Source organism: Leifsonia sp. fls2-241-R2A-40a, assembly GCF_030209575.1.
Taxonomy (GTDB): Bacteria; Actinomycetota; Actinomycetes; order Actinomycetales; family Microbacteriaceae; genus Leifsonia.
This window is the reverse complement of sequence record NZ_JARVRS010000001.1, coordinates 3,132,692-3,156,434: the sequence shown is the minus strand read 5'-3', so window position 1 is coordinate 3,156,434 and position 23,743 is coordinate 3,132,692. Positions and strand designations below refer to the sequence as shown.

At 70.4% G+C, this 23,743-nt stretch carries 21 protein-coding genes and 1 tRNA gene; 11 read left to right on the top strand and 11 right to left on the bottom strand.

All coding sequences use genetic code 11. From position 1 onward, the window contains the following. Window positions 1-21: 21 nt before the first annotated feature. The 8 genes from tatC to QRN40_RS15530 form a co-directional block, all read right to left on the bottom strand. Window positions 22-774, bottom strand: coding sequence for a twin-arginine translocase subunit TatC (gene tatC / locus QRN40_RS15565; protein ID WP_285117512.1), 753 nt, complete (start codon window positions 772-774; stop codon window positions 22-24). Between the two features lie 43 nt (window positions 775-817). Then, window positions 818-1,105 (bottom strand): Sec-independent protein translocase subunit TatA, encoded by a 288-nt coding sequence (tatA, locus tag QRN40_RS15560; protein WP_285116695.1) that lies wholly within the window; start codon window positions 1,103-1,105, stop codon window positions 818-820. Between the two features lie 4 nt (window positions 1,106-1,109). Next, window positions 1,110-1,469 (bottom strand): hypothetical protein, encoded by a 360-nt coding sequence (locus tag QRN40_RS15555; RefSeq protein ID WP_285116694.1) that lies wholly within the window; start codon window positions 1,467-1,469, stop codon window positions 1,110-1,112. A 41-nt stretch (window positions 1,470-1,510) separates the two neighbouring features. After that, on the bottom strand, window positions 1,511-2,485 hold the full coding sequence (locus QRN40_RS15550; protein ID WP_285116693.1) for a helix-turn-helix transcriptional regulator: 975 nt from the start codon (window positions 2,483-2,485) through the stop codon (window positions 1,511-1,513). Then, window positions 2,478-3,536: a helix-turn-helix transcriptional regulator gene (locus QRN40_RS15545; protein WP_285116691.1), complete on the bottom strand. Its 1,059-nt coding sequence runs from the start codon at window positions 3,534-3,536 to the stop codon at window positions 2,478-2,480. Before QRN40_RS15545 ends, QRN40_RS15550 begins: the two co-directional genes overlap by 8 nt. Window positions 3,537-3,557: 21 nt before the next feature. Then, entirely contained in the window at window positions 3,558-4,493 is a 936-nt protein-coding gene (locus tag QRN40_RS15540) for an FKBP-type peptidyl-prolyl cis-trans isomerase (RefSeq protein ID WP_285116689.1), read from the bottom strand. 72 nt (window positions 4,494-4,565) lie between these two features. Continuing rightward, entirely contained in the window at window positions 4,566-5,609 is a 1,044-nt protein-coding gene (locus tag QRN40_RS15535; protein WP_285116688.1) for a tRNA (adenine-N1)-methyltransferase, read from the bottom strand. Next, window positions 5,606-6,331 (bottom strand): HAD family hydrolase, encoded by a 726-nt coding sequence (locus tag QRN40_RS15530; protein WP_285116686.1) that lies wholly within the window; start codon window positions 6,329-6,331, stop codon window positions 5,606-5,608. Before QRN40_RS15530 ends, QRN40_RS15535 begins: the two co-directional genes overlap by 4 nt. A gap of 88 nt (window positions 6,332-6,419) precedes the next feature. Between QRN40_RS15530 and QRN40_RS15525 the strand changes: the two genes are divergently transcribed. After that, a complete protein-coding gene (locus QRN40_RS15525) occupies window positions 6,420-7,355 on the top strand; it encodes a proteasome assembly chaperone family protein (RefSeq protein ID WP_285116685.1) in 936 nt (311 codons plus the stop codon). Window positions 7,356-7,378: 23 nt separating this feature from the next. Here the strand turns inward: QRN40_RS15525 and QRN40_RS15520 are convergent, their stop codons facing one another. Together QRN40_RS15520 and QRN40_RS15515 are read right to left on the bottom strand one after the other, a co-directional pair. Continuing rightward, window positions 7,379-8,242 carry an undecaprenyl-diphosphate phosphatase gene (locus QRN40_RS15520; protein ID WP_285116684.1) on the bottom strand — a complete coding sequence of 288 codons (864 nt, stop codon included), beginning with the start codon at window positions 8,240-8,242 and terminating at the stop codon, window positions 7,379-7,381. A 37-nt stretch (window positions 8,243-8,279) separates the two neighbouring features. Continuing rightward, complete coding sequence (locus QRN40_RS15515) at window positions 8,280-9,599, bottom strand: M20/M25/M40 family metallo-hydrolase (RefSeq protein ID WP_285116683.1); 1,320 nt, start codon at window positions 9,597-9,599, stop codon at window positions 8,280-8,282. Window positions 9,600-9,731: 132 nt separating this feature from the next. On the opposite strand from QRN40_RS15515, the gene QRN40_RS15510 reads away from it, so the two are divergent. The 7 genes from QRN40_RS15510 (at window position 9,732) to QRN40_RS15480 (ending at window position 17,472) form a co-directional block, all read left to right on the top strand. Continuing rightward, a tRNA-Leu gene (locus QRN40_RS15510) sits at window positions 9,732-9,816 on the top strand. 99 nt (window positions 9,817-9,915) lie between these two features. Continuing rightward, the gene (locus QRN40_RS15505) at window positions 9,916-10,872 is read left to right on the top strand and encodes a cation diffusion facilitator family transporter (RefSeq protein WP_285116682.1); all 957 of its coding nucleotides are present in this window, start codon (window positions 9,916-9,918) and stop codon (window positions 10,870-10,872) included. A gap of 51 nt (window positions 10,873-10,923) precedes the next feature. Continuing rightward, the gene (locus QRN40_RS15500) at window positions 10,924-11,925 is read left to right on the top strand and encodes a helix-turn-helix transcriptional regulator (protein WP_285116680.1); all 1,002 of its coding nucleotides are present in this window, start codon (window positions 10,924-10,926) and stop codon (window positions 11,923-11,925) included. A gap of 10 nt (window positions 11,926-11,935) precedes the next feature. Further along, window positions 11,936-13,024: a VIT1/CCC1 transporter family protein gene (locus QRN40_RS15495; RefSeq protein ID WP_285116679.1), complete on the top strand. Its 1,089-nt coding sequence runs from the start codon at window positions 11,936-11,938 to the stop codon at window positions 13,022-13,024. 150 nt (window positions 13,025-13,174) lie between these two features. Next, on the top strand, window positions 13,175-16,165 hold the full coding sequence (locus tag QRN40_RS15490; RefSeq protein ID WP_285116677.1) for a DUF7927 domain-containing protein: 2,991 nt from the start codon (window positions 13,175-13,177) through the stop codon (window positions 16,163-16,165). A gap of 107 nt (window positions 16,166-16,272) precedes the next feature. Further along, complete coding sequence (locus QRN40_RS15485; protein ID WP_285116676.1) at window positions 16,273-16,563, top strand: DUF6504 family protein; 291 nt, start codon at window positions 16,273-16,275, stop codon at window positions 16,561-16,563. Window positions 16,564-16,629: 66 nt separating this feature from the next. Next, window positions 16,630-17,472: a DUF3097 domain-containing protein gene (locus tag QRN40_RS15480; protein ID WP_285117511.1), complete on the top strand. Its 843-nt coding sequence runs from the start codon at window positions 16,630-16,632 to the stop codon at window positions 17,470-17,472. Window positions 17,473-17,506: 34 nt separating this feature from the next. On the opposite strand, the gene QRN40_RS15475 is transcribed toward QRN40_RS15480, so the two are convergent. After that, window positions 17,507-17,938, bottom strand: a complete 432-nt coding sequence (locus QRN40_RS15475; protein WP_285116674.1) for an NUDIX hydrolase — start codon at window positions 17,936-17,938, stop codon at window positions 17,507-17,509. 145 nt (window positions 17,939-18,083) lie between these two features. On the opposite strand from QRN40_RS15475, the gene imuA' reads away from it, so the two are divergent. From imuA' to QRN40_RS15460, 3 genes are read left to right on the top strand one after another with little or no spacing between them, the layout of a single operon-like run. Continuing rightward, window positions 18,084-18,776 (top strand): DnaE2-dependent mutagenesis accessory factor ImuA', encoded by a 693-nt coding sequence (gene imuA' / locus QRN40_RS15470; RefSeq protein ID WP_285116672.1) that lies wholly within the window; start codon window positions 18,084-18,086, stop codon window positions 18,774-18,776. After that, entirely contained in the window at window positions 18,777-20,345 is a 1,569-nt protein-coding gene (locus QRN40_RS15465; protein WP_285116670.1) for a DNA polymerase Y family protein, read from the top strand. It abuts the gene before it with no gap. After that, window positions 20,345-23,731, top strand: coding sequence for an error-prone DNA polymerase (locus QRN40_RS15460; protein ID WP_285116669.1), 3,387 nt, complete (start codon window positions 20,345-20,347; stop codon window positions 23,729-23,731). The genes QRN40_RS15465 and QRN40_RS15460 overlap by 1 nt, the downstream gene beginning before the upstream one ends. Window positions 23,732-23,743 lie beyond the last annotated feature (12 nt).

The window sequence follows — 23,743 nt, the reverse complement described above, 5'->3', positions numbered from 1 at the left end:
GCCTGCCCGGCGCCCACCCGGTCAGGCGGCGAGTTCGGCCTCCAGGCGCACCTGGTTCTTGGCGGCGCGGCGGTCGTGCAGCCAGGCGACGCCGTAGGCGAGGAAGTACAGCGCGACCATGGGGATCGCCAGCAGGAACATGGACAGCACGTCGGCGGCCGGCGTCGCGATCGCCGTGAACAGCGCGATCAGGATGAGCGCCCAGCGCCACGAGGCGATGATCGACTTCGCGCTCAGGACGCCCACGAAGTTGAGGAGCACCAGGAAGACCGGGAGGACGAACGCGATTCCCACCGCGATGACGAGCTTCATGATGAAGTCGAAGTAGGTCTTCGCCTGGATGATCGCCGAATCGGGCTCCGGAGCGAAGCTGGTCAGCAGACTCACGATGTGCGGGACCAGCAGCCAGCCGGTCACGCCGCCCGCGATGAACAAAGGCACGGCGGTGAAGAAGAAGCCGAAGCCGTACTTCAGCTCCTTGCGGGTCATCGCGGGGACGAAGAACGCCCAGATCTGGTAGAGCCAGACCGGGCTCGAGATGACGGCACCGATGGTGATGGCGACCTGCATCTTCAGGTCGAAGGCGCCGGTGATGCTGTCGTAGTTCAGCATCGCCTCGCGGCCTTGCTGCTTGGCGATGTCGGTGATCGGACCGCGCAGCGCATCCATCACGTACCCGCTGAGGAACCACCCGACGACGGCACCCACGAGGAGTGCCAGGCCGGAGCGGAAGAGGCGTTTGCGAAGCTCGATGAAGTGCTCGGCGAGCGTCATCCGTCCTTCGCGGTTCTTGCCTCGCTTCGTGGAGGCCACCGGACTAGGGCTTCGGGTGCGACTCGGTCGAGGGGTCGACGGGAGCGGGAGTCGCCGCCGGCGCCTGGGTCGGCGCGGGAGCCTGAACGGTCGGTGCGGGCGCAGCGGTGACAGTACCGTCGGCGGCCTTGTCGGCCTTGCCGTCCTTCTTCATCTCGTCGACCTCGCCCTTGAAGATCCGCATCGACTGGCCGATGCTCTTCGCGAGGCCCGGAAGCTTCGACGCACCGAAGAGCACCAGGATCAGGGCGAGGATGATGAGCAGATGCCATCCGGTCAGTCCTGCGAACATGGGATCAGATCCTTTTCAAAAGGTGGGCGAAGCGATCGGGAACCGTCTCCGGGTCCACATCGACCAGTAGTCTACCGCGCCTGACCCGCGCGTCCCTGCGAGCTTGCCGCGCGATAGCGCGTCCGGCGAGCTGCTCGTCGCGCTCGGCGCGCAACTCGGCGGCGTCGGCGAGCACGGCCGGTTCGAAGGTCTCATGGAGCTCTTCGGCGCGGCGCGAGAGCACGTCCGCCTTCTCCATCAGCGCGGCCGCCTCACGGCCCGCCGCGACGACTTTGCGGAACAGCCACCAGGCGAAGAAGACGAGCATGCCGAGAAGACCGAGCACGAGCACGGTCCAGATCACCAGCCACGACCACCAGGGCATGCGCTCAGCCTACCGGTCGGGCCAGAAGCCGACGCGGCGGCTCAGCGGTACCGCTCGACGCCCGCGCGCGCCCAGCCCGCGACGACCTGGCGCGCCTCGGGCGGATCGAGGACGGTCAGCACACCCGAGAGTCCGGCGACCAGGCGCTTGAGACCGTGGAAGTGAGCGACCCGGAGGCTGGTCCGGATCACGTCGCCGCGCTCCTCGCGGGTCGCGCCCTCGGGGATGTAGTCCTCGATCAGCGGGATCGCAGAGGCCGAGATCTCGACCGTCACCAGCTGGTCCTCGGGCGTGCCGGTGAAGAGGGTCTCCGGCAGCTTGACGTCGCCCGGGCGGTAGGTGATCGCCTCGTGGGTGGTGACGAGGTTGTCGATGCGGTCGAGCCGGAAGGTGCGGATCGCCGTGCGCAGGTGATCCCAGCCACGCAGGTACCAGTCCTGGTCCACCGACTCGATGCGCAGCGGATCGACCCGGCGCCGTTCCCGCTCGCCGCGCGAGCTCAGGTAGTCGAACTCCACCTGGACGCCGCCGAGGACGGCGTCGCGGATGATCGCGAGCGCCTCGTCCGTCTCCGAGCGGGCGACGGCCAGCTGGCTGGGCGCCGCGGACGCGCCCCGCGCGAGCTTGGCCATCAGCGAACCGATCGCGTTGCGGTCCGCGTTCTCGGGCAGCGCCGTCAGGTACTGCAGGCCTGCGATGAGAGCTGCCGCCTCACGGGCGGAGAAGCGCGGCGAGTCGTCGATGGCGACCTGGTGCGTCAGCACGATCTGGTCGTTGTCCTCGAAGTCGTCCCAGGCGATGTCGAACAGATCGCCGGGCTGGTACGCGTTCGTCTCGCCCGGGATGCCGGAGACGGCGATCAGGCGGACCGCGTCTCGCAGCTGCTCCTGGTCGACTCCGAAATGCTCAGCGGCCTCCGCGACGCTCACGCGGTCGCGGTCCATCAGGTACGGGACGAGGGCGAGCAGGAACGCCAGCTTGTCCTGCGCCTGCATCGGCTTTCGGCGCTCAGCCATCGTGCCGCTCCCCCGCGATCGGGCCGGTGTGCGCATCCACCGTCGTCTGGAGGCGCTGAAGCACCAGGTCGCGCAGCTCGGGAGGCGACAGCACCAGCACCTCGGGCCCGAAGGACGCCAGCTGGTCGGCGAGGATGTTGCTGTCGGAGAAGTTGACCGTGAGCCGCACCGGTACGCCGTCGAGGCCCACCGGGACGGCGTCACCGTACCGCTTGCCGAGGCGCGTGGCGGCGTCCGTGCCGGCCGTCACCTCGATCTCGGCGACGTTGGACTCCCAGATCCGCTCCAGTTCGAGCAGAGCCCGCTCGGCGAACGCCCCGCCGTCGACGCGGTACTGCTCCTGGTCGAAGGTGCGGGCGGTCAATTTGACCGCGCCGACGATGCGCGAGAGCAGGAAGGTGCGCGAGCCCTGCGCCTCCTGATCGATGCCCTGCAGGTGCCAGCGCCCCTGGTGCTGGACGAGCGACAGCGGAGCGACCGTGCGGAGCCGGGAGGTGCTCTCGCCCGGCTTCAGGTACGGGAACTGGACCATGACGTGACGCTCGAGCGCCTGGCTGAGCGGCTCGAACGCCGACTCGCGCACACGCAGCCGGGGCGCGTAACCCACCACCGGGTCGTCGGCCTCGACGCCGAGCGAACGCAGCTTCATCAGGGCGCGACGAGACTCCCCCGACAGCGAGCCCTCGCGCCAGACCGCCGCCGCGAGCCCGAGCAGGGTGAGTTCCTCCGGCGAGAAGCTGACATCGGCCGGGAGGTCGTATGCCCCCTTCGGAATGCGGTACCGGAGCAGCTGATTGTTGCCGGACGCCTCCGGCGCTTCGACCGTCTCGAGCGGCACGCCGAGGTCGCGGATGTCGTCCTTGTCCCGCTCGAACTGGCGCTCCAGGCTGCTGTTGTCGCCGTGCGCGTCATAGCGCTGGCGATAGCCCTGGACGGTCGACAGGATCTCGCTCTTGGTCAGGCCGTTCTCGGTCGCGAGCAACGCCAGCACGAGGCTGAACAGGCGCTCCTCGACCGGGACGCGCGAGGGCGATGACGAGGAACGGGACACCCGTCCATCCTAGTGCGCGAGCTAGCGGATCCCGAGGATGTCCACCACCCAGGCCGCGGCCGGAACCTGGCCCTCGGCGGGTGCTTCGATGACGACCTGCGAGCCGACCTTCTTGCCGACGAGCTGCTTCAGCACGCTCTGCGGGAGCGCCTGGTTGAGCTGGCTCTGACCGGTGCCGATCGAGACGACGTCGGGCGAACCGGACTGCCAGCTCGAGAACACGACGTTCTTGTTGTCCCAGCCGACCGCCGTGTACTGCAGGATCGCGATCGAGTCCTTCTTCACCGTCGCGCCGTCGCCGACCTTCAGCTGCTCGCTGCGGATCGTCTTCGGCGCGGAGCCGGACGACGGGATGGTGATGCCGGGCTGGCCCGTCGGTGCGAGCACGACGGTCGGGAACCCGGAGACGGAGGGACGCACGGCGCCGTCCGCCTTCGGCAGGTAGGCCTTCATGATGTCCGCGACGATCACGCCGGAGCTCGTGGCACCGGTGCCGCCGGAGTCCTTGGGCGAGATGACGACGGCGACGCGCGAGCCGACGGGCGCGCACTGGAGGCCCTTGCTGAGCGCCGCGTTGCCGGCGCCGAGGGCGAGCGGGTACGTGTCCCCGCTGCCGTAGGACGTCTGCTGCACCTGACCGGTCGCGCCGTCCAGGATCGTGTACTGGATCTCGACGACCTGGCCCTTGTGGACCTGCTCGCCGGTGCCCTCGGTGATGATGGTGCGCTGGGACTTCGTCGTGTCCAACGGCGTGGGGACGGTGATCTTGGGCTTCGAGCCGATCTTGCCGGTCGCCTCCACCAGCTGCGAGGCGCTGCCCGACGGGAGCGCCGTGCTGCAGTCGTTGTTCGGATCGGTCGTGCAACCGGTCAGGGATACGGCCACCAGGCCGGCGGCTCCGATGACGGCGGCGACTCTGCCGAGGGCGGTGGCGCGGCGACCGGTTGCGTGGGGCACGGGTCCTCTTTCGATCCGAACGGTGGGGGTGTCAGGACGGCCGCGCGCGGCGTGGCGTCCCGGGTATTCATGCTAGCCGACGCCCGGAGCGTCCTCGTCCGCGTCCGGCAGTGCGGCGTCGCGGATGCCGTCGCCGTCGCGACCGGCGGCCAGCTCGGCGCTGGCGGCGGCCTCGCGCATCCGCTTGCGCAGGCTCTTCGGGCTGGACTGCCGCTCGCCGAGTGCGCCCGGCGTCCACGCCTCGACGTCCTCGTCCGAGTAGTCGGACTTGGACGGACGCCGCTTCAGCTCGGGGAGCACGGTGCCCGGCGCGAGCCGTCGGGCCGTGATCAGGAAGCCGGTGTGGGCGATCATGCGGTGGTCGGGCCGGACGGCGAGCCCCTCCACGTGCCAGCCGCGCACCATCGTCTCGTTCGACTGCGGGTGCGTGTAGTCACCGGAGGCGCGGATCGCCTCGGCCACGCGCGACAGCTGGGTGACGGTCGCGACGTAGCAGATGACCACGCCGCCGGGCTTCAGCGCCTCGGAAACCGCATCCAGGGTCTCCCACGGCGCGAGCATGTCGAGCACGACCCGGTCGACCGTTCCCGGCTCCACCGCGCTCGGCAGCGTGTCCTGCAGGTCGCCGACGGTCAGCGTCCAGTTGCCGGGAACGCCGCCGGCAAAGGTGGCGGCGTTGTCGCGCGCGACGTCGGCGAATTCCTCGCGGCGCTCGAAGGAGAGGAGACGACCCTCCGGCCCGATGGCGCGCAACAGCCAGAGGGAGAGCGCGCCGGAGCCGACGCCCGCCTCGACGACGGTGGCGCCCGGGAAGATGTCCGCCAGTGCCAGGATCTGCGCCGCATCCTTTGGGTAGACGATCGCCGCTCCGCGCGGCATCGACATGACGAAGTCGGTGAGGAGGGGACGCAGAGCCAGGTGCTCGACACCGGCGTTGTTCGTCACGACCGAGCCGTCCGGGAGGCCGATGATCGCGTCGTGCTCCAGCACGCCGCGGTGGCTGTGGAACAACTTGCCCGGCTCGAGGGTGATGGTGTTCATCCGGCCCTTCGGACCGGTGAGCTGCACGCGGTCCCCCGGACGGAACGGACCGGAACTCCGACGGATCTCGTTCATCGTGCGGCCGCCTCTCGGCGATCGCGCGCGACGGCGACGACATCGTCGGCGGTGCGTCCCTCCAGCGACTCCCACAGCGTGTGCTCGTCCGATTCCGGGAGCGGGACGATGTGCGGAACGCCGATGGTCGCCGCGCCGGAGGCGACGGCCGAGGCCAGGCCGACCAGCGAGTCCTCGATCGCCACGGTGTCCGTGGGCTCGACACCGAGAAGCTCGGCCGCCCGGAGGTACGGCTGCGGCGCGGGCTTCGGCTCGTCCACCTCGTCGCCGCTCACGATCACGTCGAACGCGTCGAACGGGATGTGCGCCACGATCTGCTCCGCCATCCGGCGCACCGACATGGTGACGAGGGCGGTGCGGATGCCGCGCTCGCGGAGGCCCGCGAGGAGCTCGCGTGCACCAGGTCGCCACGGGACGCCCTCGGAGTCCAGCTTCTGCTGCACCCGGTCGGTCAGCCAGTGCACGATTTCGTTCGCGTCCATCTCGACCCCGCGCGAACGGAGGATCTCGGCGGAGTTCCACAGGCCGAGGCCGACCAGCAGCAGACCGTCGTCGTGGGTCCAGGTGCCGCCGAACGAACCGACGAGCTCCTGCTCGGAGGCCATCCAGTACGGCTCGGTGTCGACGAGGGTGCCATCCATGTCCCAGAGGACGGCGGCAGGCAACTCGCCCGCGCTGGTGTCGCTACGGGAATGTTCGCTGCGGGGGGAAGACGCGGTCACAACGGGCAAGTCTATCGGGAGACCCACAGGCCTATCCTTGAGGGATGGCGCGCCGACCGGTCGCCAGGGAAGGACGAGGGACAGCTTCGTGACTGACGGACAGAACATCCTCGGCGGCCGCATCCTCGTGGTGGCTTTCGAAGGCTGGAACGACGCGGGCGAGGCAGCCAGCGGCGCGGTGAAGACCCTCAAGGAACAGCTCGAGGTGGTGCCCGTCGCCGAGGTCGACCCGGAGCTCTACTTCGACTTCCAGTTCAACCGGCCGGTGGTGACCGACGACGACGGCCGTCGCAGACTGATCTGGCCGTCCGCGGTCGTCTACGGACCTTCGCTGCCCGGGCGGATCGGCGAAGACCTCGCCGGGGATGCCGAGCTCACGGTGACCGGCGACAATGCGGGCAACATCTTCCTGCTGCTCGGCACGGAGCCGTCACGCAGCTGGCGCAGCTTCACCGCCGAGATCATGGATGTGGCGCTCGCCGCCGACATCGGCGCGATCGTCTTCCTCGGCGCGATGCTGGCCGACGTCCCGCACACGCGCCCGATCTCGGTGTTCGCCTCCAGCGACAACGCGGCGGTGCGAGCGGAGCTCGGCGTCGAGCGGTCCAACTACGAAGGCCCCGTCGGAATCCTCAGCGCCCTCGCCGAGGGTGCGGAGGACGTCGGCATCCCGACCATCATGATCTGGGCGAGCGTGCCGCACTACGTGCACAACGCTCCCAGCCCCAAGGCCGTGCTCGCCCTCATCGATAAGCTCGAAGAACTGGTCGACGTGACCATCCCCCGCGGGATGCTCGTGGACGAAGCCGCCGCGTGGGAGGCGGGGATCGACGCCCTCGCCGCGGACGACGAAGAGATGGCGTCGTACATCCAGCAGCTGGAGCAGGCCCGCGACACCGTCGACTCGCCCGAGGCGAGCGGCGAGGCGATCGCCCAGGAGTTCGAGCGCTACCTGCGCCGCCGTGGCGACGGCCGCGACGGCGGAACCGCCGGCCGCGCGCCCGACGACCCGCGCCGCGGCTGAGTCTCTCGGCTGAGCCTCTCGGCTCACGCCTGCAGCACGCCGGTGGCGAGCAGGATCATCAGCAGGACGCCGAGGACGATCCGGTAGATGACGAACGGCAGGAAGCTGCGGCGCGAGATGTAGCTCATGAAGAACGCGATCACGAGGAGCCCGACGACGAAGGCGACCACCGTCGCGGCGGCCGTCTCGACCGGTCCGAACACCTCGGGAGTGCACGTCCCCGCGCTGGCGAGAGCCTGCGTGCAGGGTTCCTTGACCGCCTTGTAGAGCTGGTAGAGCCCGCTGCCGAAGACCGCAGGGAGCGCCAGCAGGAACGAGTAGCGGGCGGCCGCGCGGCGCTGGTAGCCCATGAAGAGACCGGCCGTGATGGTGCCGCCGGAGCGGGAGACGCCCGGGATCAGCGCGAGCGACTGCGCGAGGCCGTAGATGATGCCGTCACCCCAGGTCAGGTCGCGCAGGCGCTTCCGCTTCGCACCGACGCGGTCGGCGATCCCGAGCAGGATGCCGAACACGATGAGGGTGGTGGCGACGATCCAGAGCGAGCGGAAGGTCGTCTCGATCTGGTTCTGGAAGAGCAGGCCGAGGACCACGATCGGGATGCTGCCGATGATGACCAGCCACCCCATCCGCGCGTCGGGGTCGTTGCGCGGGATGCGCCCGAAGAGCGCCCGGAACCACTGGGCGATGATCCGCGTGATGTCGCGCCAGAAGTACAGCAGGACCGCCGCCTCGGTGCCGAGCTGGATGATCGCGGTGAACCGCGCCCCCGGGTCGGCTCCCGTTCCGAGCAGTTCACCGACGATGCGGATGTGCGCGGAGGACGAGATGGGGAGGAACTCGGTGAGCCCCTGCACGAGGCCGAGGATCAGGGCGTTGATGAAGTTCATTCGTGTCGTGAAGTCCTGGGGTCGGAGGGGCGCGCGTTCAGTAGGCGCGCAGCAGGTCGCGGAGCACGGTCCTACCGAACACTAGCGCGTCGAGCGGCACCCGCTCGTCAACGCCGTGGAACATGCCCGGGAAGTCGAGATCGGCCGGCAGCCGGAGCGGTGCGAAGCCGTAGCCCGTGATCCCCAGCAGGCTGAGCGCCTTGTTGTCGGTACCGCCCGACAGCAGGTACGGGAGGACCGGTGCACCCGGGTCGTGCTGCTGCAGCGTGCCCGTGATGGCGCCCACCAGACCTCCGCCGAATTCCGCCTCCAGCCCGATGTCGCGGTGCATGATCTGGATCTCGACGTCGTCGCCGATCAGCTCGCGGACGCGCTCGAGCACCGCATCCTCTTCGCCCGGAAGGGTGCGGATGTCGATGAGGGCCTCCGCGGTGTCCGGGATGACGTTGTGCTTGTAGCCCGCTTCGAGCAGCGTCGGGTTGGTCGTGGTCCGCAGCGTCGCCAGGATGAAACCGGCCGCAGTTCCGGTGCGGATGACGACCTCGTCCGGTCCGATGCGCTGCGGGTCGACCTCGAGCAGGCGGCCGAGCTCGCCGATCAGGCGGGTCGTCGTGGCGGTCAGCTGGATGGGCCAGTCCTCGCGCCCCAGCGCGACGACGGCCTCCGCCAGCCGGGTGATCGCGTTCTCGCGGATCAGGCGCGAGCCGTGCGCGGCGCGGCCGCGCGCGACCAGCTTGATCCAGACCAGCGACTTCTCGCCGGTCTGCAGGAGGTAGGCGCGCCGGCCGGCCAGGTCGATGGAGTAGCCGCCGACTTCGCTGATTGCCTCGGTCGCACCGGCGAACAGCTCGGGATGCGTGTCGACGAGGTGATGGGAACCGCGCCGGCCGCCGTCCTCCTCGTCGGCGAAGAACGCGACGACCAGGTCGCGGCCGGGCCGCTCCCCCGCCTCGAGGATGTCGCCGACCGCGGTCAGGATCATTGCATCCATGTTCTTCATGTCGACGGCGCCGCGTCCCCAGAGCAGTCCGTCCTTGATCTCGCCGCCGAAGGGGTCGACCGACCAATTGCGCGGATCCGCCGGCACCACGTCGAGGTGCCCGTGCACCACCAGCGTGGGCTTGCCGGGGTCGCTGCCTTCGACCCGCGCGACGACGCTGGCGCGCCCGGGATCGGACTCGAACACCTGGGGCTTGAGGCCGAGCGCGGCGAGCTTCGCCTCCACGTACTCGGCCGCGTCGGCCTCGCCGTTCGACCGGCCCTCCCCATAGTTCGTGGTGTCGAACCGGATGAGGTCGCGCGCGATGATCGCGGTCTCGTCGAGGTCGTGCTCGGTGGCGCGGAGTTCGTCGGTCATGTCCCCACGCTACCTGCCGCGTCCGACGCCGCCCCGCCACGCCCGGGGTGTCGGCCCGAGTGATCCGGGGCGATCAATCCGTGCTATCGTCTTTCTTCGGCAGCCGGAGAAGTCCGGCCGCCGTCTCACCTCGTCCGGGTGGCGGAAATGGCAGACGCGCTAGCTTGAGGTGCTAGTGCCCGTATAGGGCGTGGGGGTTCAAGTCCCCCCTCGGACACACAGACAGAAGGCCCCGGTCACAGCGACCGGGGCCTTCTGCATTCCGGCCGCGCATTAGGCTCCCGGTGACGTCACCGGGCGGGACTAGGGTGGCGCCATGGCCGGCAAGAAACGCTCATCCAGCTTCTTCACGGTGCTGCTCGCCTTCGGCGCGAACATCCTCGTGGCCATCGCCAAGACCTTCGCTGCCATCCTGACCGGTTCGGCGTCGCTCGTCGCCGAGTCCGCGCACTCGTGGGCGGATGCGGGGAACGAGATCTTCCTGATCCAGGCGGAACGCTCCGCCAGGAAGCCCCGCGACGCCGCGCATCCCGGAGGGTACGGACGCGACGCGTACGTATGGAGCCTGTTCGCCGCGGTCGGATTGTTCACTGCCGGTGCCGTCGTCTCGATCATGCACGGAGTCTCCGCCCTCGGCTCCCGCGAAGAGGACACGGACTACCTGATCGCCTATCTGGTGCTGGCGGCTGCATTCGTATTCGAGGGGATCTCGTTCATGCAGTCGTACCGGCAGGCGCACGCCAAGGCGGAGGATTCGGGCACGGGCACCTTCGAGCACGTGCTCCGCACGTCGAACCCGACACTGCGCGCGGTGTTCGCCGAGGACTCGGCGGCCCTCGTCGGGCTGCTGATCGCGTTCCTCGGGGTGCTGCTGCACGAGCTGACGGGCAACCCGTTCTGGGATGCGCTGGGCTCCATCCTGGTCGGCGTGCTGCTGGCGATCGTCGCCGTCGTGCTGATCGAGCGGAACCGGAAGTTCCTGCTGGGGCAGCCAGGATCGGACCGCGCTTGGCAGGCTGCCCTCTCGGCGCTGCTGCAGCATCCCGAGGTCGAACGTGTCACGTACCTTCATCTCGAGTACGTCGGGCCCGAACGCTTCTACCTGGTGGCCGCGGTCGACCTCGTCGGCGACGACCGCGAATCGGATGTGGCGGTCGACCTCCAGTCGGTCGAGGAGGCGCTCGAGCAGACGGAATGGGTCACCGAGGCGGTGATCACGCTGTCCCGGCCGGGCTCGGAGGCACTGCTACCCGCCACGGTCGAGCAGGGCTGATAGCGGTCATAGCGGACAGTTTCCGTCCGCATCCGTGCGCACAATGGAGTCATGGCCAGCACCGGATCCCGAGCCCTCCAACTCCTCTCCCTGCTCCAGACCCACCGCTATTGGCCCGGTCAGGAGCTCGCGGACCGCCTCGGCGTGTCCCCGCGCACGCTCCGCCGCGACGTGGAACGGCTCCGCGACCTCGGCTACCCGGTCGACGCGACACGCGGCGTCTCGGGCGGGTACCAGCTGGCCGCCGGCGCGTCCCTCCCGCCGCTCGTCGTGGACGACGACGAAGCCGTGGCTCTCGCGGTCGGGCTCCGGACGGCGGCGCAGAGCGGGATCGCCGGAGTCGACGAAGCGTCCGTCCGCGCGCTCGCCAAGGTCGTGCAGGTCATGCCCCCTCGCCTGAGGCGTCGAGTGGATGCGCTGCGCACGACGACGCTCTCCACGACCCTCGGGCCGGGTCCTTCGGCCGACGCCGGCGTCCTGACCGCGCTCGCTCAGGCCTGCCGCGACGAGGAGCGCATCGAGTTCGCCTACGTCGCGCGCGACGGGCAGGCCTCGACCCGGACCGTCGAACCGCACCGCCTGGTCTCCATCGAGCGCCGCTGGTACCTCGTCGCCTACGACCTGACCCGGTTCGACTGGCGCAGCTTCCGGCTCGACCGCATCGCCGAGCCGCGCCCGACCGGCACCCGCTTCCGCCCCCGGGCGCTGCCTGCTGAGGATGCCGCCGAATACGTCCGCGAGTCCCTGCACAGCGCGGTGGAGCCGATGGTCGTCGAGGCGATCGTCGAGGCGCCTCACGACCGCGTCGTGGAACGGCTCGGACGCTGGGCGACCGTCGACGATCTGGGCGACGGCTCGAGCGCCGTCCGGATCACAGCGGACAGCGCGGAGTGGGCCCTGTTCGGGCTCGCAGCGGTGGACGCGCCCTTCCGGATCGTCGGTCCGGAGGAGGCCGTGGTCGCCGCGGCCGACTGGGGTGAGCGATTCACCCGTTCTGCGATGGCGCTGGGGATCGAGCGCTCGGTCCCGGGTGGGTCGGACCTCTCGCTTTAGAATTGAGGGGATGACGACGACAGCCCCGACCCCCACCCCCGCCGACATCAGGCGGTGGCGCCGTTACCTCGCCGACGAGCGCGCCGAAGCAGCGGTCTACCGCGACCTCGCCGGCCGCCGGGAGGGCGAGGAGCGGGAGATCCTGCTCGCGCTCGCCGACGCCGAGCGACGCCACGAACAGCACTGGATCGACCTGCTCGGCGACCGCGTCGGCAAGCCCCTGCGCGGGGATGTGCGGACCCGCCTGCTCGGATGGCTGGCACGGCGGTTCGGTTCCGTCTTCGTGCTCGCGCTGGCCCAGCGGGCCGAGGCGCGTTCCCCCTACGCCGACGACCGGGACGCCACCCCGCAGATGGCGGCCGATGAGCAGGTGCACGAGGAGGTCGTGCGGGCACTCGCCGCGCGCGGGCGTCAGCGGTTGTCGGGGACGTTCCGCGCGGCCGTCTTCGGCGCCAACGACGGACTGGTGAGCAACCTGGCACTCGTGCTCGGTGTGAGTGCGAGCGGCGTCGCCACCCACGTCGTCCTCCTCACGGGCATCTCGGGGCTCCTCGCCGGTGCGCTCTCGATGGGCGCGGGCGAATACGTGTCCGTCCGGTCGCAGCGGGAACTGCTGGAAGCATCCACCCCCAATCCCGCCACCGGATCGGCGCTCCCGCACCTCGACGTGGATGCGAACGAGCTCACCCTGGTCTACCGGGCCCGCGGGATGTCGCCCGATGAGGCCGCCGAGCACGCACGCGAAGTGCTCTCCGGCCTCCAGGCCGTGACGTCGCCCATCGCGATCGCGCCCGTGGCCGTCGAAGACGAGCACGAGGCGGTCGGCAACGGCTGGAGCGCCGCCATCTCGAGCTTCTGCTTCTTTGCCTCCGGCGCCTTCATCCCGATCATCCCGTTCCTGTTCGGGCTCACCGGAACGCTCGCGATCGTGGTCTCCGCGATCCTCGTCGGGATCACCCTCCTGGGTACCGGCGCAGTGGTCGGCCTGCTCTCCGGGGCGTCGCCGCTGAAGCGCGCCGTCCGGCAGCTGCTCATCGGGTACGGCGCCGCGGCCGCGACCTACCTGCTGGGGCTGTTGTTCGGCGCGACGGTCGGCTGAGCCCGACGCGTTCGATGCGCGGTATCCCTTTCATTGGATACGGCGCCGCATAACGAAAGAACCGCCTCCCTGTCTTCTCCAATAGGGGCCTGATCGACGGCTCCCGAGCCGTCGAGCGCACCGTCGCTCCCCCGTGCACCTGGAGGAGAAGTGCTGATCCTGTCGAGACGTCCTGCGCGCCACCGTCGGCGCATCCGCCGCCGCAGCTCGGCGGTGCTCCTCGTCGGCTGCGCCGCGCTGGGCGCCGTCGCGGCGACGCTGCTGCTGCCGCGGTATTCGTCGCATGCCGCGGTGGAAACGCTGTCGACGACGTACATGACGGGCACCAACCTCACCGGCGGCTCGACCGCCTCCTCCGCGGACGCTCCCGGCGGCGCGAAGACGGGCACGGCGAAGCCGGGCGACACGCTCAGGTGGGTCGTCGACTACCAGAACAACGCCGGAGGAAGCGCGCAGGTCGACCTGAAGGACGATCTGAGCACGGCGGGAGCGTACGTCCCCGGCTCGCTGCAGCTGCCACCGGACCAGAACGCCGCCGGCACGGTGACGCCGCAGTACCTCACGCCGACGGCGGGATGGACCGCTGGAGCTCCCAGCGCCGACGCGACCGGTGTCGGCTTCACCGGAACGCTGGTTCCGCAGGGTACGCAGCAGCTGTCTCCGCCGCTCGTCGCAGGAGCGCCCCCGAAGATCACGGCCGTCGGCGCGGGCGACGGATACAACATCGTCGTCCGGAACGGACTGGCGTACACGGTCTTCCACCACCGCACCGCCCCGATCGTCTACTGTGCGAGGCTCGACGGCACGACCTGTCCCGGCTGGCCCACCGGCTCGAACGCTCAATCCTGGTCCGCGACTCCGGGGACCCCGATCGGAACGGGCACGGCGTTCGGCGGTAAGACCCCGCAGCAGACCGGGGCGTGGCTGTCGGGGAGCAGGCTGCTCTGGTACGCCGGGCTGCCCGACAATTCGAGTACCGGCATCGCCTGCCTCGACCTGGCGCCGGGCACGCCGACGAGCTGTGGCTACTGGGCGCGCGGAGGGATCACGGTCGACAACAACACGTACGGGGCGCAGATCAACGGCTCCGGGGTGGCTGCCGGCAACGGCAACACCTACAGCACCGCGATCAGCAACGGGACGGCGATCCTCGTGTGCACCACCCCTGCCATGACGGCGTGCCCCGGAGCGACGCTGTACCCGAGCGGCGTCACCAGTTCCGGTGCGAACCCGACCGAGACCTTCGGGGACTACGTGTTCTCGAGCGTCCAGAAGACGCCCACGAGTGCCTGGCAGACCTTCTGCTTCACCGCTTCGACGTCGGCATTCTGTCCCGGCACGTGGCCCACGACCACCTCGATCGCCACGGCTGCGAACGGCACTCCCTTCGCGCCGATCCTTTCCACCGGAGGAGCCGTCACGGGCGTGTGCACCATCACGAACGGCGCCGGGACGGCGTCGAGCTGCTGGAACCTGAGCGGCGCGACCGTGGCTGATCCCTACGCGGGAACCGGCGCGAACTACAGCGGCGGCGGCAACGGATCGGGCGACGCGTACGCCCGCGGTACGAAGGTCTACCTCTCCAACGGGAACCAGGTGATGTGCCGCGATTTCGCCGCGTACACGGGGACGGGGACGGTTCCGCCTTGTGAGGGGTTCGTCAACGTCGACAACGGGGTCAACTACACGGTGCGTGACGCCTCCGACATCTCGTCATCCTGCCTCGTCGCCACGGGTGATGCCGGCGTCATGTCGTTCTTCGACCCGAGAACCGGCGGAACGTGCCCCGGGCCGAGCTCTCCGCAGTCGCTGACGGTCTCGCCTCCGAGCTACTACTGCGGCACCGGCGCCGCCTCGTTCACGAAGTGGCGAGCGCTCACCCTGCCGGGCGTCGTCCCCACCGCGTTCGCCGATGCGACCGTGACCCTGCGCGATCAGAACGCGAACGCCGTGCCCGGCTTCTCCGCCGTCACCCTCGCGCCAACGGGGTCGCTCAACCTCCAGTCCATCCCGACCACCGTGACGTCGCTCACGGCGGACGTCAGGATCAACGGAGTCACCAACGCGACGGGGGTCGTCAGCGGCCAGATCTCGATCAGCTGGGTGGGCGATCCCCCGCAGCTGTGTTTCGACACCATCGCTCCCCCCGTGGCCTGCGATGCCCCCGTACCGCTGATGCTGTCGAACAGCGCGGTCGGCGTGACCACCTTCGGGTCGACGACGGATGCCCCGGCGGGCAACCCCACCGGCACAGCGCAGTTCGCCGTTCGGGCGGACGTGGCGCACTGCTCCCTCGCGGTTCGGAAGACCTCGTCCGTCCCGTCGGTTCGACCAGGCGACACCGTCGAGTACACCGTCACCATCACGAACACGGGTAGCCAGGCCTACGTCGCCGCGAACATCTCCGACGACCTGACCGATGTGCTGAAAGACGCCACCTACAAAGGCGACCAGACGGCGACAGCGGGGACGGTTTCGTATGCGGCGCCGAACCTGTCGTGGACGGGCCCGCTGGCCGTCGGCGCGCACGTCAGCGTGACGTACTCGGTGACGGTGAAGAACCTTGATCCCGGCGACTTGCAGCTCGTCAACACCGTCGTGTCACCGAGCGAGGGCAGCAACTGCGCCGCCGGGTCGACCGACGCGTCGTGCACAGCCGTCGTGGACGTGGTGGCCTCCGCGGTTTCGTGGCACAAGGTCGACGGGACGGCCGCAGCGAATGTCCTGGAGGGGGCGATCTGGACGCTCACGCCGATCGACGCCACACGGAAGCCGACGGGGTCGTCGATCGTCGTCACCGACTGCGTGGCCCCCTCCGCTTCGGCGTGCACCGGGCGGGACGCCGACCCGCTCGGCGGGGTGTTCGCCGTGACCGGCCTCGGCCCCGGCGCGTACGAGCTGGTCGAGACGCGGGCGCCCGTCGGATTCCGGCTGGATCCGACGCCGATCCCCGTCACGGTGGGTGCGTCCGCCACGACGGTGGCGCTGCCGGATGTGGTGAACCGGCAACTGCCCGTGCCGGCGATCCCCTTCACCGGCGGCCTGGGGACCGACACCCTGTCTCTCGCCGGCGGCGGCCTGCTCTCCGCCGTGCTGCTGCTCGGGGTGTGGCAATTCGTGCGACGCACCCGGAGTGCGTGAGTGCGCGAGCTCAGGCCGCCGCGCGCGTGCGGTTTCCGAGGTGCGCTGTCGGAAGCCCGCGGCTACACTCGGACTCGAACATATGTTCGATAGGCGAGGTGAGAAGCATGACCGAGATCGACGAGGCGGTCGCCGTATGGACGACCGATGACGGAGTCCCGACACGGCTGGTCTGGAGATCCACGCGCTACCGGGTCTCGGACACCCCGACCGTGTGGGCCGAGGTGTGCGGCTGGTGGCGACCCTTCGGCGACCATCGGTACTCGATCGGCAGCCTGCCGCGGGAGATCGGCGGCTGGCGCTTCCAGGGCACCAGCGAGAAGGGCGACGCGCACGTCTTCGATGTGCGTCACGACGCCGTCGACCGCAGCTGGCGGCTGGTCCGCGTTTTCGACTGAACGTTGCGCCGGGCGCAGCGTGGCATCGGCCGGCGTCGCATCCCATCGCATAGCCTCCATCGGGTGATGGACGACCGCTACGGATCCGATGTGCTGGCCTCCGATTGGAAGAACGCCGGCCGCAAGCCCGTCCCGACAGTCGAGGCGGTGCGCGACCTCGTCGTCGAGGAGGCGGCATCCGGGTTCTGCGGTGCGGTCACCCGGCTCGAAGGCCAGACGATCGAGCTGGAGGACTACTTCGGGAAGAAGCGCGTCTTCCCGCTGACCGGGTCGTTCCTCATCGACGGCGAGCCGGTCCGCCTGATCGTCCCCTCGCGCGCCCCTGCGGGGCGGTCGCGAACGGCGTCCGGCTCCTTCGCCGTCGGCGAGCAGAAGGCGCGCATCGCCCGCGCCAGCCGGATCTTCGTCGAGGGGCGCCACGACGCGGAGCTCGTGGAGCGGGTCTGGGGCGATGACCTGCGCGTCGAAGGCGTCGTCGTCGAATACCTGGAGGGCGTGGACGACCTGGACGCGATCGTCAAGGATTTCCGCCCCGACCGTGGGCGCCGCATCGGGGTGCTGGTCGACCACCTGGTCACCGGGTCCAAGGAGAGCAGGATCGCCGAGCAGGTGGCGCGGGGGCCGTTCGGTGCGCATGTCCTCGTCGTCGGCCACCCGTTCGTCGACATCTGGCAGGCGGTGAAGCCGGCGCGGGTCGGGCTTACGGCGTGGCCGCAGATCCCCCGTTCGGTCCCCTGGAAGCACGGGATCTGCGAGGCGCTCGGCCTGCCGCACGAGACCCAGGCGGACATCGCGCGGGCCTGGAAGCGCATCCTCGGCCAGGTGCGGTCGTTCTCGGACCTCGAGCCGGAACTGCTCGGCCGGGTCGAGCAGCTGATCGACTTCGTGACCGAGCCGCAGGGCCGGTAGCGGTCGGTTGGACGAGCGGTTGGACGAGCGGCCCTCACCAGCCGTACTCGGTGTACGTCTCCCCGCGCACGAGGGCCTCGATGCCGTGGCGGATGACCGGGATGACGTCGGCCGGAAGTGCGTCCGCCGGCGCCCACAGCAGCTCCGACGCCTTATCCGGCTCTCCGATCGCGGGCGTGGCACCTTCGGGTAGCTCCGCCGCGAAGAAGAAGTCGATGTAGGTGTCGCCGTCGGCGCGCCCGTGCTGCACCAGGGCGAGGCGGACCTGGTCCGCGGCGAGCGCGAGTGTCGTCTCCTCCCGCGCCTCCCGCAGCAGGGCGGCGGTGGCCGACTCCCCCGGTTCGATGTGTCCGGCGGGGAGGGACAGCTCGCCGTCGCGGTAGCCGGTCCCTCGGCGTCGCTGCAGCAGGATGCGGTCGCCGTCGAAGATGCAGAGGTACACGGCTGCGGGGTAGGTGGGGCGCACGCGTCCATTGTGCGCCGCGTCCGGTGAGTGCCCCTGAAGGGCCGATGTCGGTGCCGTCGCGTACAGTGTTCGGACACGCCGGGCGGTTGTCCACACCCGCGAAATTCCATTTGCTTCATTCGAACATGTGTTCGAAAATAGGAGCATGTCACTCGCCGCTCCTCACCTCAGCGAACCGGTCTCCGACCGGGCGCAGGTGCACGAGCTGCAGACCCGCATCCGGCAGATGCAGGCCACCAAACTCGAGAGCCGTACGCTGCAGACGCATCCCGCGCTCTCGCCGCTGCTGCCCGGCGGCGCGCTCAAGGCGGGCGCCGCCTACTCGGTGCGCGGGTCGACCACGCTGCTGATGGCCATGCTCGCCGGCCCGAGCGCGGCCGGCGCCTGGTGCGGGGTGGTCGGCATGCCCGACTTCGGTGCGGAGGCGGCCGGGCGGTTCGGCATCGACCTGGAGCGGCTGGTGCTGGTGCCGCATCCCGGCACCGACTGGCTGACCGTGACCGCGGCCGTCGTCGATGTGCTCAGCGTGGTCGTCGTCGCCCCTCCCTCCCGTGCGAAGGACGGCGATGTCGCCCGGCTCAGCGCCCGGCTGCGGCAGCGGGAGGCCACCCTCATCGTCGCCGGCGACTGGCCCCAGGTCGAGGCGACGCTCACCGTCGCACGCAGCGGGTGGGACGGCCTCGGCACCGGCAACGGCTACCTCTCGTCCCGCCGGGTGACCGTGGAGTCGGCGCCGCGCGGCGGGTCCGGTCCGCGCCGTACCGCCGAACTGTGGCTGCCGGCGGTCGATGAGAGTTTCCGCGCCTCCGCCCCGACCCGGCTCGAAGCGGTGAGCTAGATGGCGCGCAGTGCACACGAGCCGGCCGTCACCCGCGCGATCGTGCTGTGGTACCCCGACTGGCCGGTCATCGCGGCGCAGCAGGCGCTCGAGCTGGCCGACGACCTTCCGGTGGCCCTGGTCGAGAAGGGGCTGGTGTTCGCCTGCTCACCGGCGGCGCGGGCCGACGGTGTGAAGCGCGGACTCCGGATGCGCGAAGCGCAGGCCCGCTGCCCCCAGCTGGAAGTGGTGCCGTACGACCCCATCCTCGACGCGCGCACGTTCGAGCCGGTGATCACCGCGATCGAGGAGATCGCACCCGGCGTCCAGCCGATCCGTCCCGGCACGTGCGTGATCCGGGCGCGCGGTCCGGCGCGGTACTACGGCGGCGAGGCGGAGGCCGCGACGGAGTTGCTGCGCTGCATGGAGGCGCTGGGCCTGCCGGACGCCCGGGTCGGCATCGCCGACGGGCCCTTCGCGGCGGAGCAGGCGGCCCGGTCGACGGGGCGCGCGCGCGTGCGCGTCATCCCCTCGGGCGACTCCCCCGCGTTCCTGGCGCCGCTGCCGGTCAGCCAGCTGGGTCTCCTCGAGCTGACACCGCTGCTGCGCCGACTCGGGCTGCACACCCTCGGAGACATCGCCGCACTGTCCCGCGTCGACATGCGGGAGCGGTTCGGCGAGCGGGGTGAGCACGCGCACACCCTCGCCAGCGGGCTGGACAGCACTGCGGTGGTGCCGCGGACGCCGCCCAAGCAGCTCGACCGCGCCGTCGAGTTCGAGCCTCCGCTCGACCGCGTCGACCAGGTGACCTTCGCCGTGCGCGGCACCGCCGAGCAGTTCGTCGCCGGGCTCACGAAGGCGGGCCTGGTGTGCACATCGCTGCGGGTCGAGGTCACCGACGAGTCCGGCCGTGTCAGCGAGCGCACGTGGCTGCATCCCCGGCTGTTCTCGGCGCCCGACGTCGTCGACCGGGTGCGCTGGCAGCTGCAGGGGGCCGGCGCGATCGACTCCGGGCTGGCGTCCCCGATCTCCCGCGTGGTGCTCGAGCCCGAGGCCGTCGACGACATCGGCCACCATGAAGACGGACTGTGGGGCGGCGGGGCCGACGAGCGCATCCACCACGGCCTCACCCGCGTGCAGAGCATGCTCGGTCATGAGGCGGTGGTCACGGCGACGATCGGCGGTGGCCGCGCGCCCGCCGAGCGGCAGGTGCTGGTGCCGTGGGGCGACCGGCCGGTCGGCGTCGCCCGCGCCGACCAGCCCTGGCCCGGTTCCCTCCCCGCACCGGCACCCTCGACCGTGTTCGAGGTGCCGCGCCCGGTGGCCGTACTGACCGAAGAGGGCGCCGCCGTCGACGTGACCGACCGCGGAGATGTGACCGCATCGATCGCGCTCTTCTCCCCCACCGGGAACCTCCGCGATGCCCGGCCGGTCGAGTCGTGGGCGGGTCCGTGGCCGGTGCGCGAGCGGTGGTGGGATGCCTCCCTCTCCCGCGCGATGCACCGGTTCCAGCTCGTCGACGCCGACGGCACCGCGTGGCTGCTGGCCCTCGCGGGGGCCGGCTGGTTCGCAGAGGCGCGGTACGACTGATGGGATGGAACAACCCGCCGATCCCGTGGGCCGAGTTCGAGCGCAGGCTCTCCGGGCGCCGCACCGGGCAGCAGCCCGTCGAGCGGCCGTCGTCACGCAAACGGCAGAAGTACGTGCCGCAGTCCATCCCGGAGTCGCCCGAGAGTGCTGTCCCCTACGCCGAGCTGCATGCGCACAGCAACTTCAGCTTCCTCGACGGCTCCTCCTCACCCGAAGAACTGCTGGAGGAGGCCACACGCCTGAATCTGCACGCGCTCGCCCTCACCGACCATGACGGCCTGTACGGCGTCGTGCACCTGGCCGAGGCGGCCGAAGCGTACGACCGGGTGAAGACGGTGTTCGGCGCCGAGCTGTCCCTCTCGCTCACCAAGCCGCAGAACGGCGAGCCCGATCCGGAGGGCAGCCACCTGGTCGTGCTCGCCCGCCGGCAGGAGGGCTACCACCGGCTCGCCGCGGCGATCACCGCCGGGCAGCTGGCCGGCGAAGAGAAGGGACGCCCGGTGTACCGCCTCGACGAGCTGGGCGAGCAGTCCGGCGGCGAGTGGATGGTGCTGACGGGGTGCCGCAAGGGTGAGGTCCGGCTGGCTCTCGCCGAACACGGCGAGCGGGCCGCAGAGCGTGAGGTCGCCCGGCTCGCCGAGCTGTTCGGCCACGACAACGTGCTCGTGGAGCTGATCGACCAGGGCGCCCCGCGCGACTCGACCGACAACGACATCCTCACCCGCATCGCCACCCGGCTCGACCTGCCGACGGTCGCGACCAACAACGTCCACTACGCGAGCCCGGAGCAGTACCCGCTCGCCACGGCCGTCGCCGCCGTCCGCGCCCGCCGCAGTCTCGACGAGCTCGACGGCTGGCTGCCGGCCGCCGGCGCCGCGCACTTGCGCAGCGGCGCGGAGATGGCCCGGCGGTTCGCGCGCTACCCCGGTGCGGTCGAACGGACGGTCGAGGTCGCCGACGATCTGTCCTTCCGCCTCCGCAGTGCGCGGCCGCGACTGCCGAAGCAGGAGGTACCGGAGGGCCACACCCCGATGAGCTGGCTGCGCGAGCTCACCTGGCGCGGCGCCGCCGAGCGCTACCCCGACCTCGACCGCAACCCGGCGAAACGGGAGCGCATCGAGCGGGAGCTCGACGTGATCGAGGCGAAGGACTTCCCCGGCTACTTCCTCATCGTCTACGACATCGTCCGGTTCGCCCGCAGCCAGGGCATCCTGTGCCAGGGCCGGGGGTCCGCCGCGAACTCGGCGGTCGTCTACCTGCTCGGGATCACCGCGGTCGATTCGATCAAGTACGACCTGCCGTTCGAACGGTTCCTCTCCAGCATGCGCGAGGAGGAGCCCGACATCGACGTCGACTTCGACTCGGACCGCCGCGAGGAGGTCATCCAGTACGTCTACCGCAAGTACGGCCGCCACAATGCGGCGCAGGTCGCCAACGTGATCACCTACCGCCCCAAGAACGCGGTGCGCGACATGGCCAAGGCGCTCGGCTACTCCACCGGCCAGCAGGACGCCTGGAGCAAGCAGATCGATTCGTGGGGCTCGGTGCAGACCAGTGATGACCACGACATCCCGGACGACGTGGTGGGGCTCGCGCAGCAGGTGCTCAAGTTCCCGCGACACCTCGGCATCCACTCCGGCGGCATGGTGCTCACCGACCGGCCCGTCGGCGAGGTCTGCCCGATCGAGCACGCACGCATGGAGAACCGGACGGTGCTGCAGTGGGACAAAGACGACTGCGCCTGGATGGGCCTGGTCAAGTTCGATCTGCTGGGGCTCGGGATGCTGTCCGCGCTCGACTACTCGATGCGCACCATCGAGGCGGCACTCGGCGAGGCGTGGACGCTCGACAGCATCCCGAAAGAAGAGCAGGGCGTCTACGACATGCTCTGCCGGGCCGACTCGATCGGGGTGTTCCAGGTCGAGAGTCGCGCCCAGATCGGGACGCTGCCGCGCCTGCAGCCGCGCAGCTTCTACGACCTCGTGATCGAGATCGCCCTCATCCGCCCCGGGCCGATCCAGGGCGGTGCGGTGCACCCGTACATCCGCCGCAAGCTCGGGAAGGAGCCGGTCACCTACCTGCACCCGTCCCTCGTGCCCGTGCTGGAGCGGACGATGGGCGTCCCGCTGTTCCAGGAGCAGCTGATGCAGATGGCCGTCGCGGTCGGCGACTGCACGGCGGAGGACGCCGACCTGCTGCGCCGCGCCATGGGCTCCAAGCGCGGGGTGGAGAAGATCGAAGCGCTCAAAACCAAGCTGTACGACGGGATGGCGCACAACGGGATCACCGGAGACGACGCCGACGCCATCTACGCGAAGATCGAGGCGTTCGCGAACTTCGGCTTCGCCGAGAGCCACGCCATCAGCTTCGCCCTGCTGGTGTACGTGAGCTCGTGGATGAAGCTGCACTACCCCGGCGCGTTCCTCGCCGCCCTGCTGCGCGCCCAGCCCATGGGCTTCTACTCGCCGCGCACGCTGACCGCCGACGCCCGGCGGCACGGCGTCGTGGTCCACCGGCCCGACATCCAGCGGTCCGGGGTGTTCCCGCTGCTGGAGCCGCTCGACGACGACCGGCCGGGGCCGACGGGCACCGACCCGTGCCTGGAGTCGGAGCAGCCGCCGATCGACCCGTACGACCCGTCCCTTCCGCTCGACTTCGCCGCGCACCGTCGCGACGCCGGCCACGCCGTCCGGCTCGGCCTCGCGGGCGTCACCTCCATCGGCGAGAAGCTCGCCGAGCGCATCGTCGCCGAGCGCGAGGCGTACGGACCGTACCGCGACCTGGGCGACCTCGCCCGGCGGACGGGCCTCAACACGGGACAGCTGGAGGCGCTCGCCGCGGCCGGCGCGTTCGAGGGCTTCGACCTGAGCCGGCGCCAGGCGATCTGGGAGGCGGGCAACGCCGCTCAGGAGCGGCCCGAGTTCCTGGCGGGCACGGCGATCACGGTGCAACCCCCGCTGCTGCCGATGCTCTCCCCCGCCGAGCAGCTCGCCAGCGACCTGTGGTCGACCGGGATCTCGACTGACGACCATCCCATCCGGTTCCTCCGCCCCGCCCTCGCCGCGCGCGGCGTGTACCCGGCCGACACGCTCGCCACCGGCGAGTCCGGTCGCCGCATCGAGGTGGGCGGAGTGGTCACGCATCGGCAGCGTCCCGCGACGGCGGCCGGGGTGACGTTCCTCAACATCGAGGACGAGACCGGCATGATCAACGTCGTGTGCCCGGTCGGGGTCTGGAACCGCTACCGCCGGGTGGCGCGGCAGGCGCCGGCCATGATCGTCCGTGGCATCCTGGAACGCAGCGAGGAGGGCGTCGTCAACATCGTCGCCGACAAGCTTGAGGCGCTCGACACGGGCATCCGCACCGTCTCACGCGACTTCCGCTGAGCCGCAGCCGGC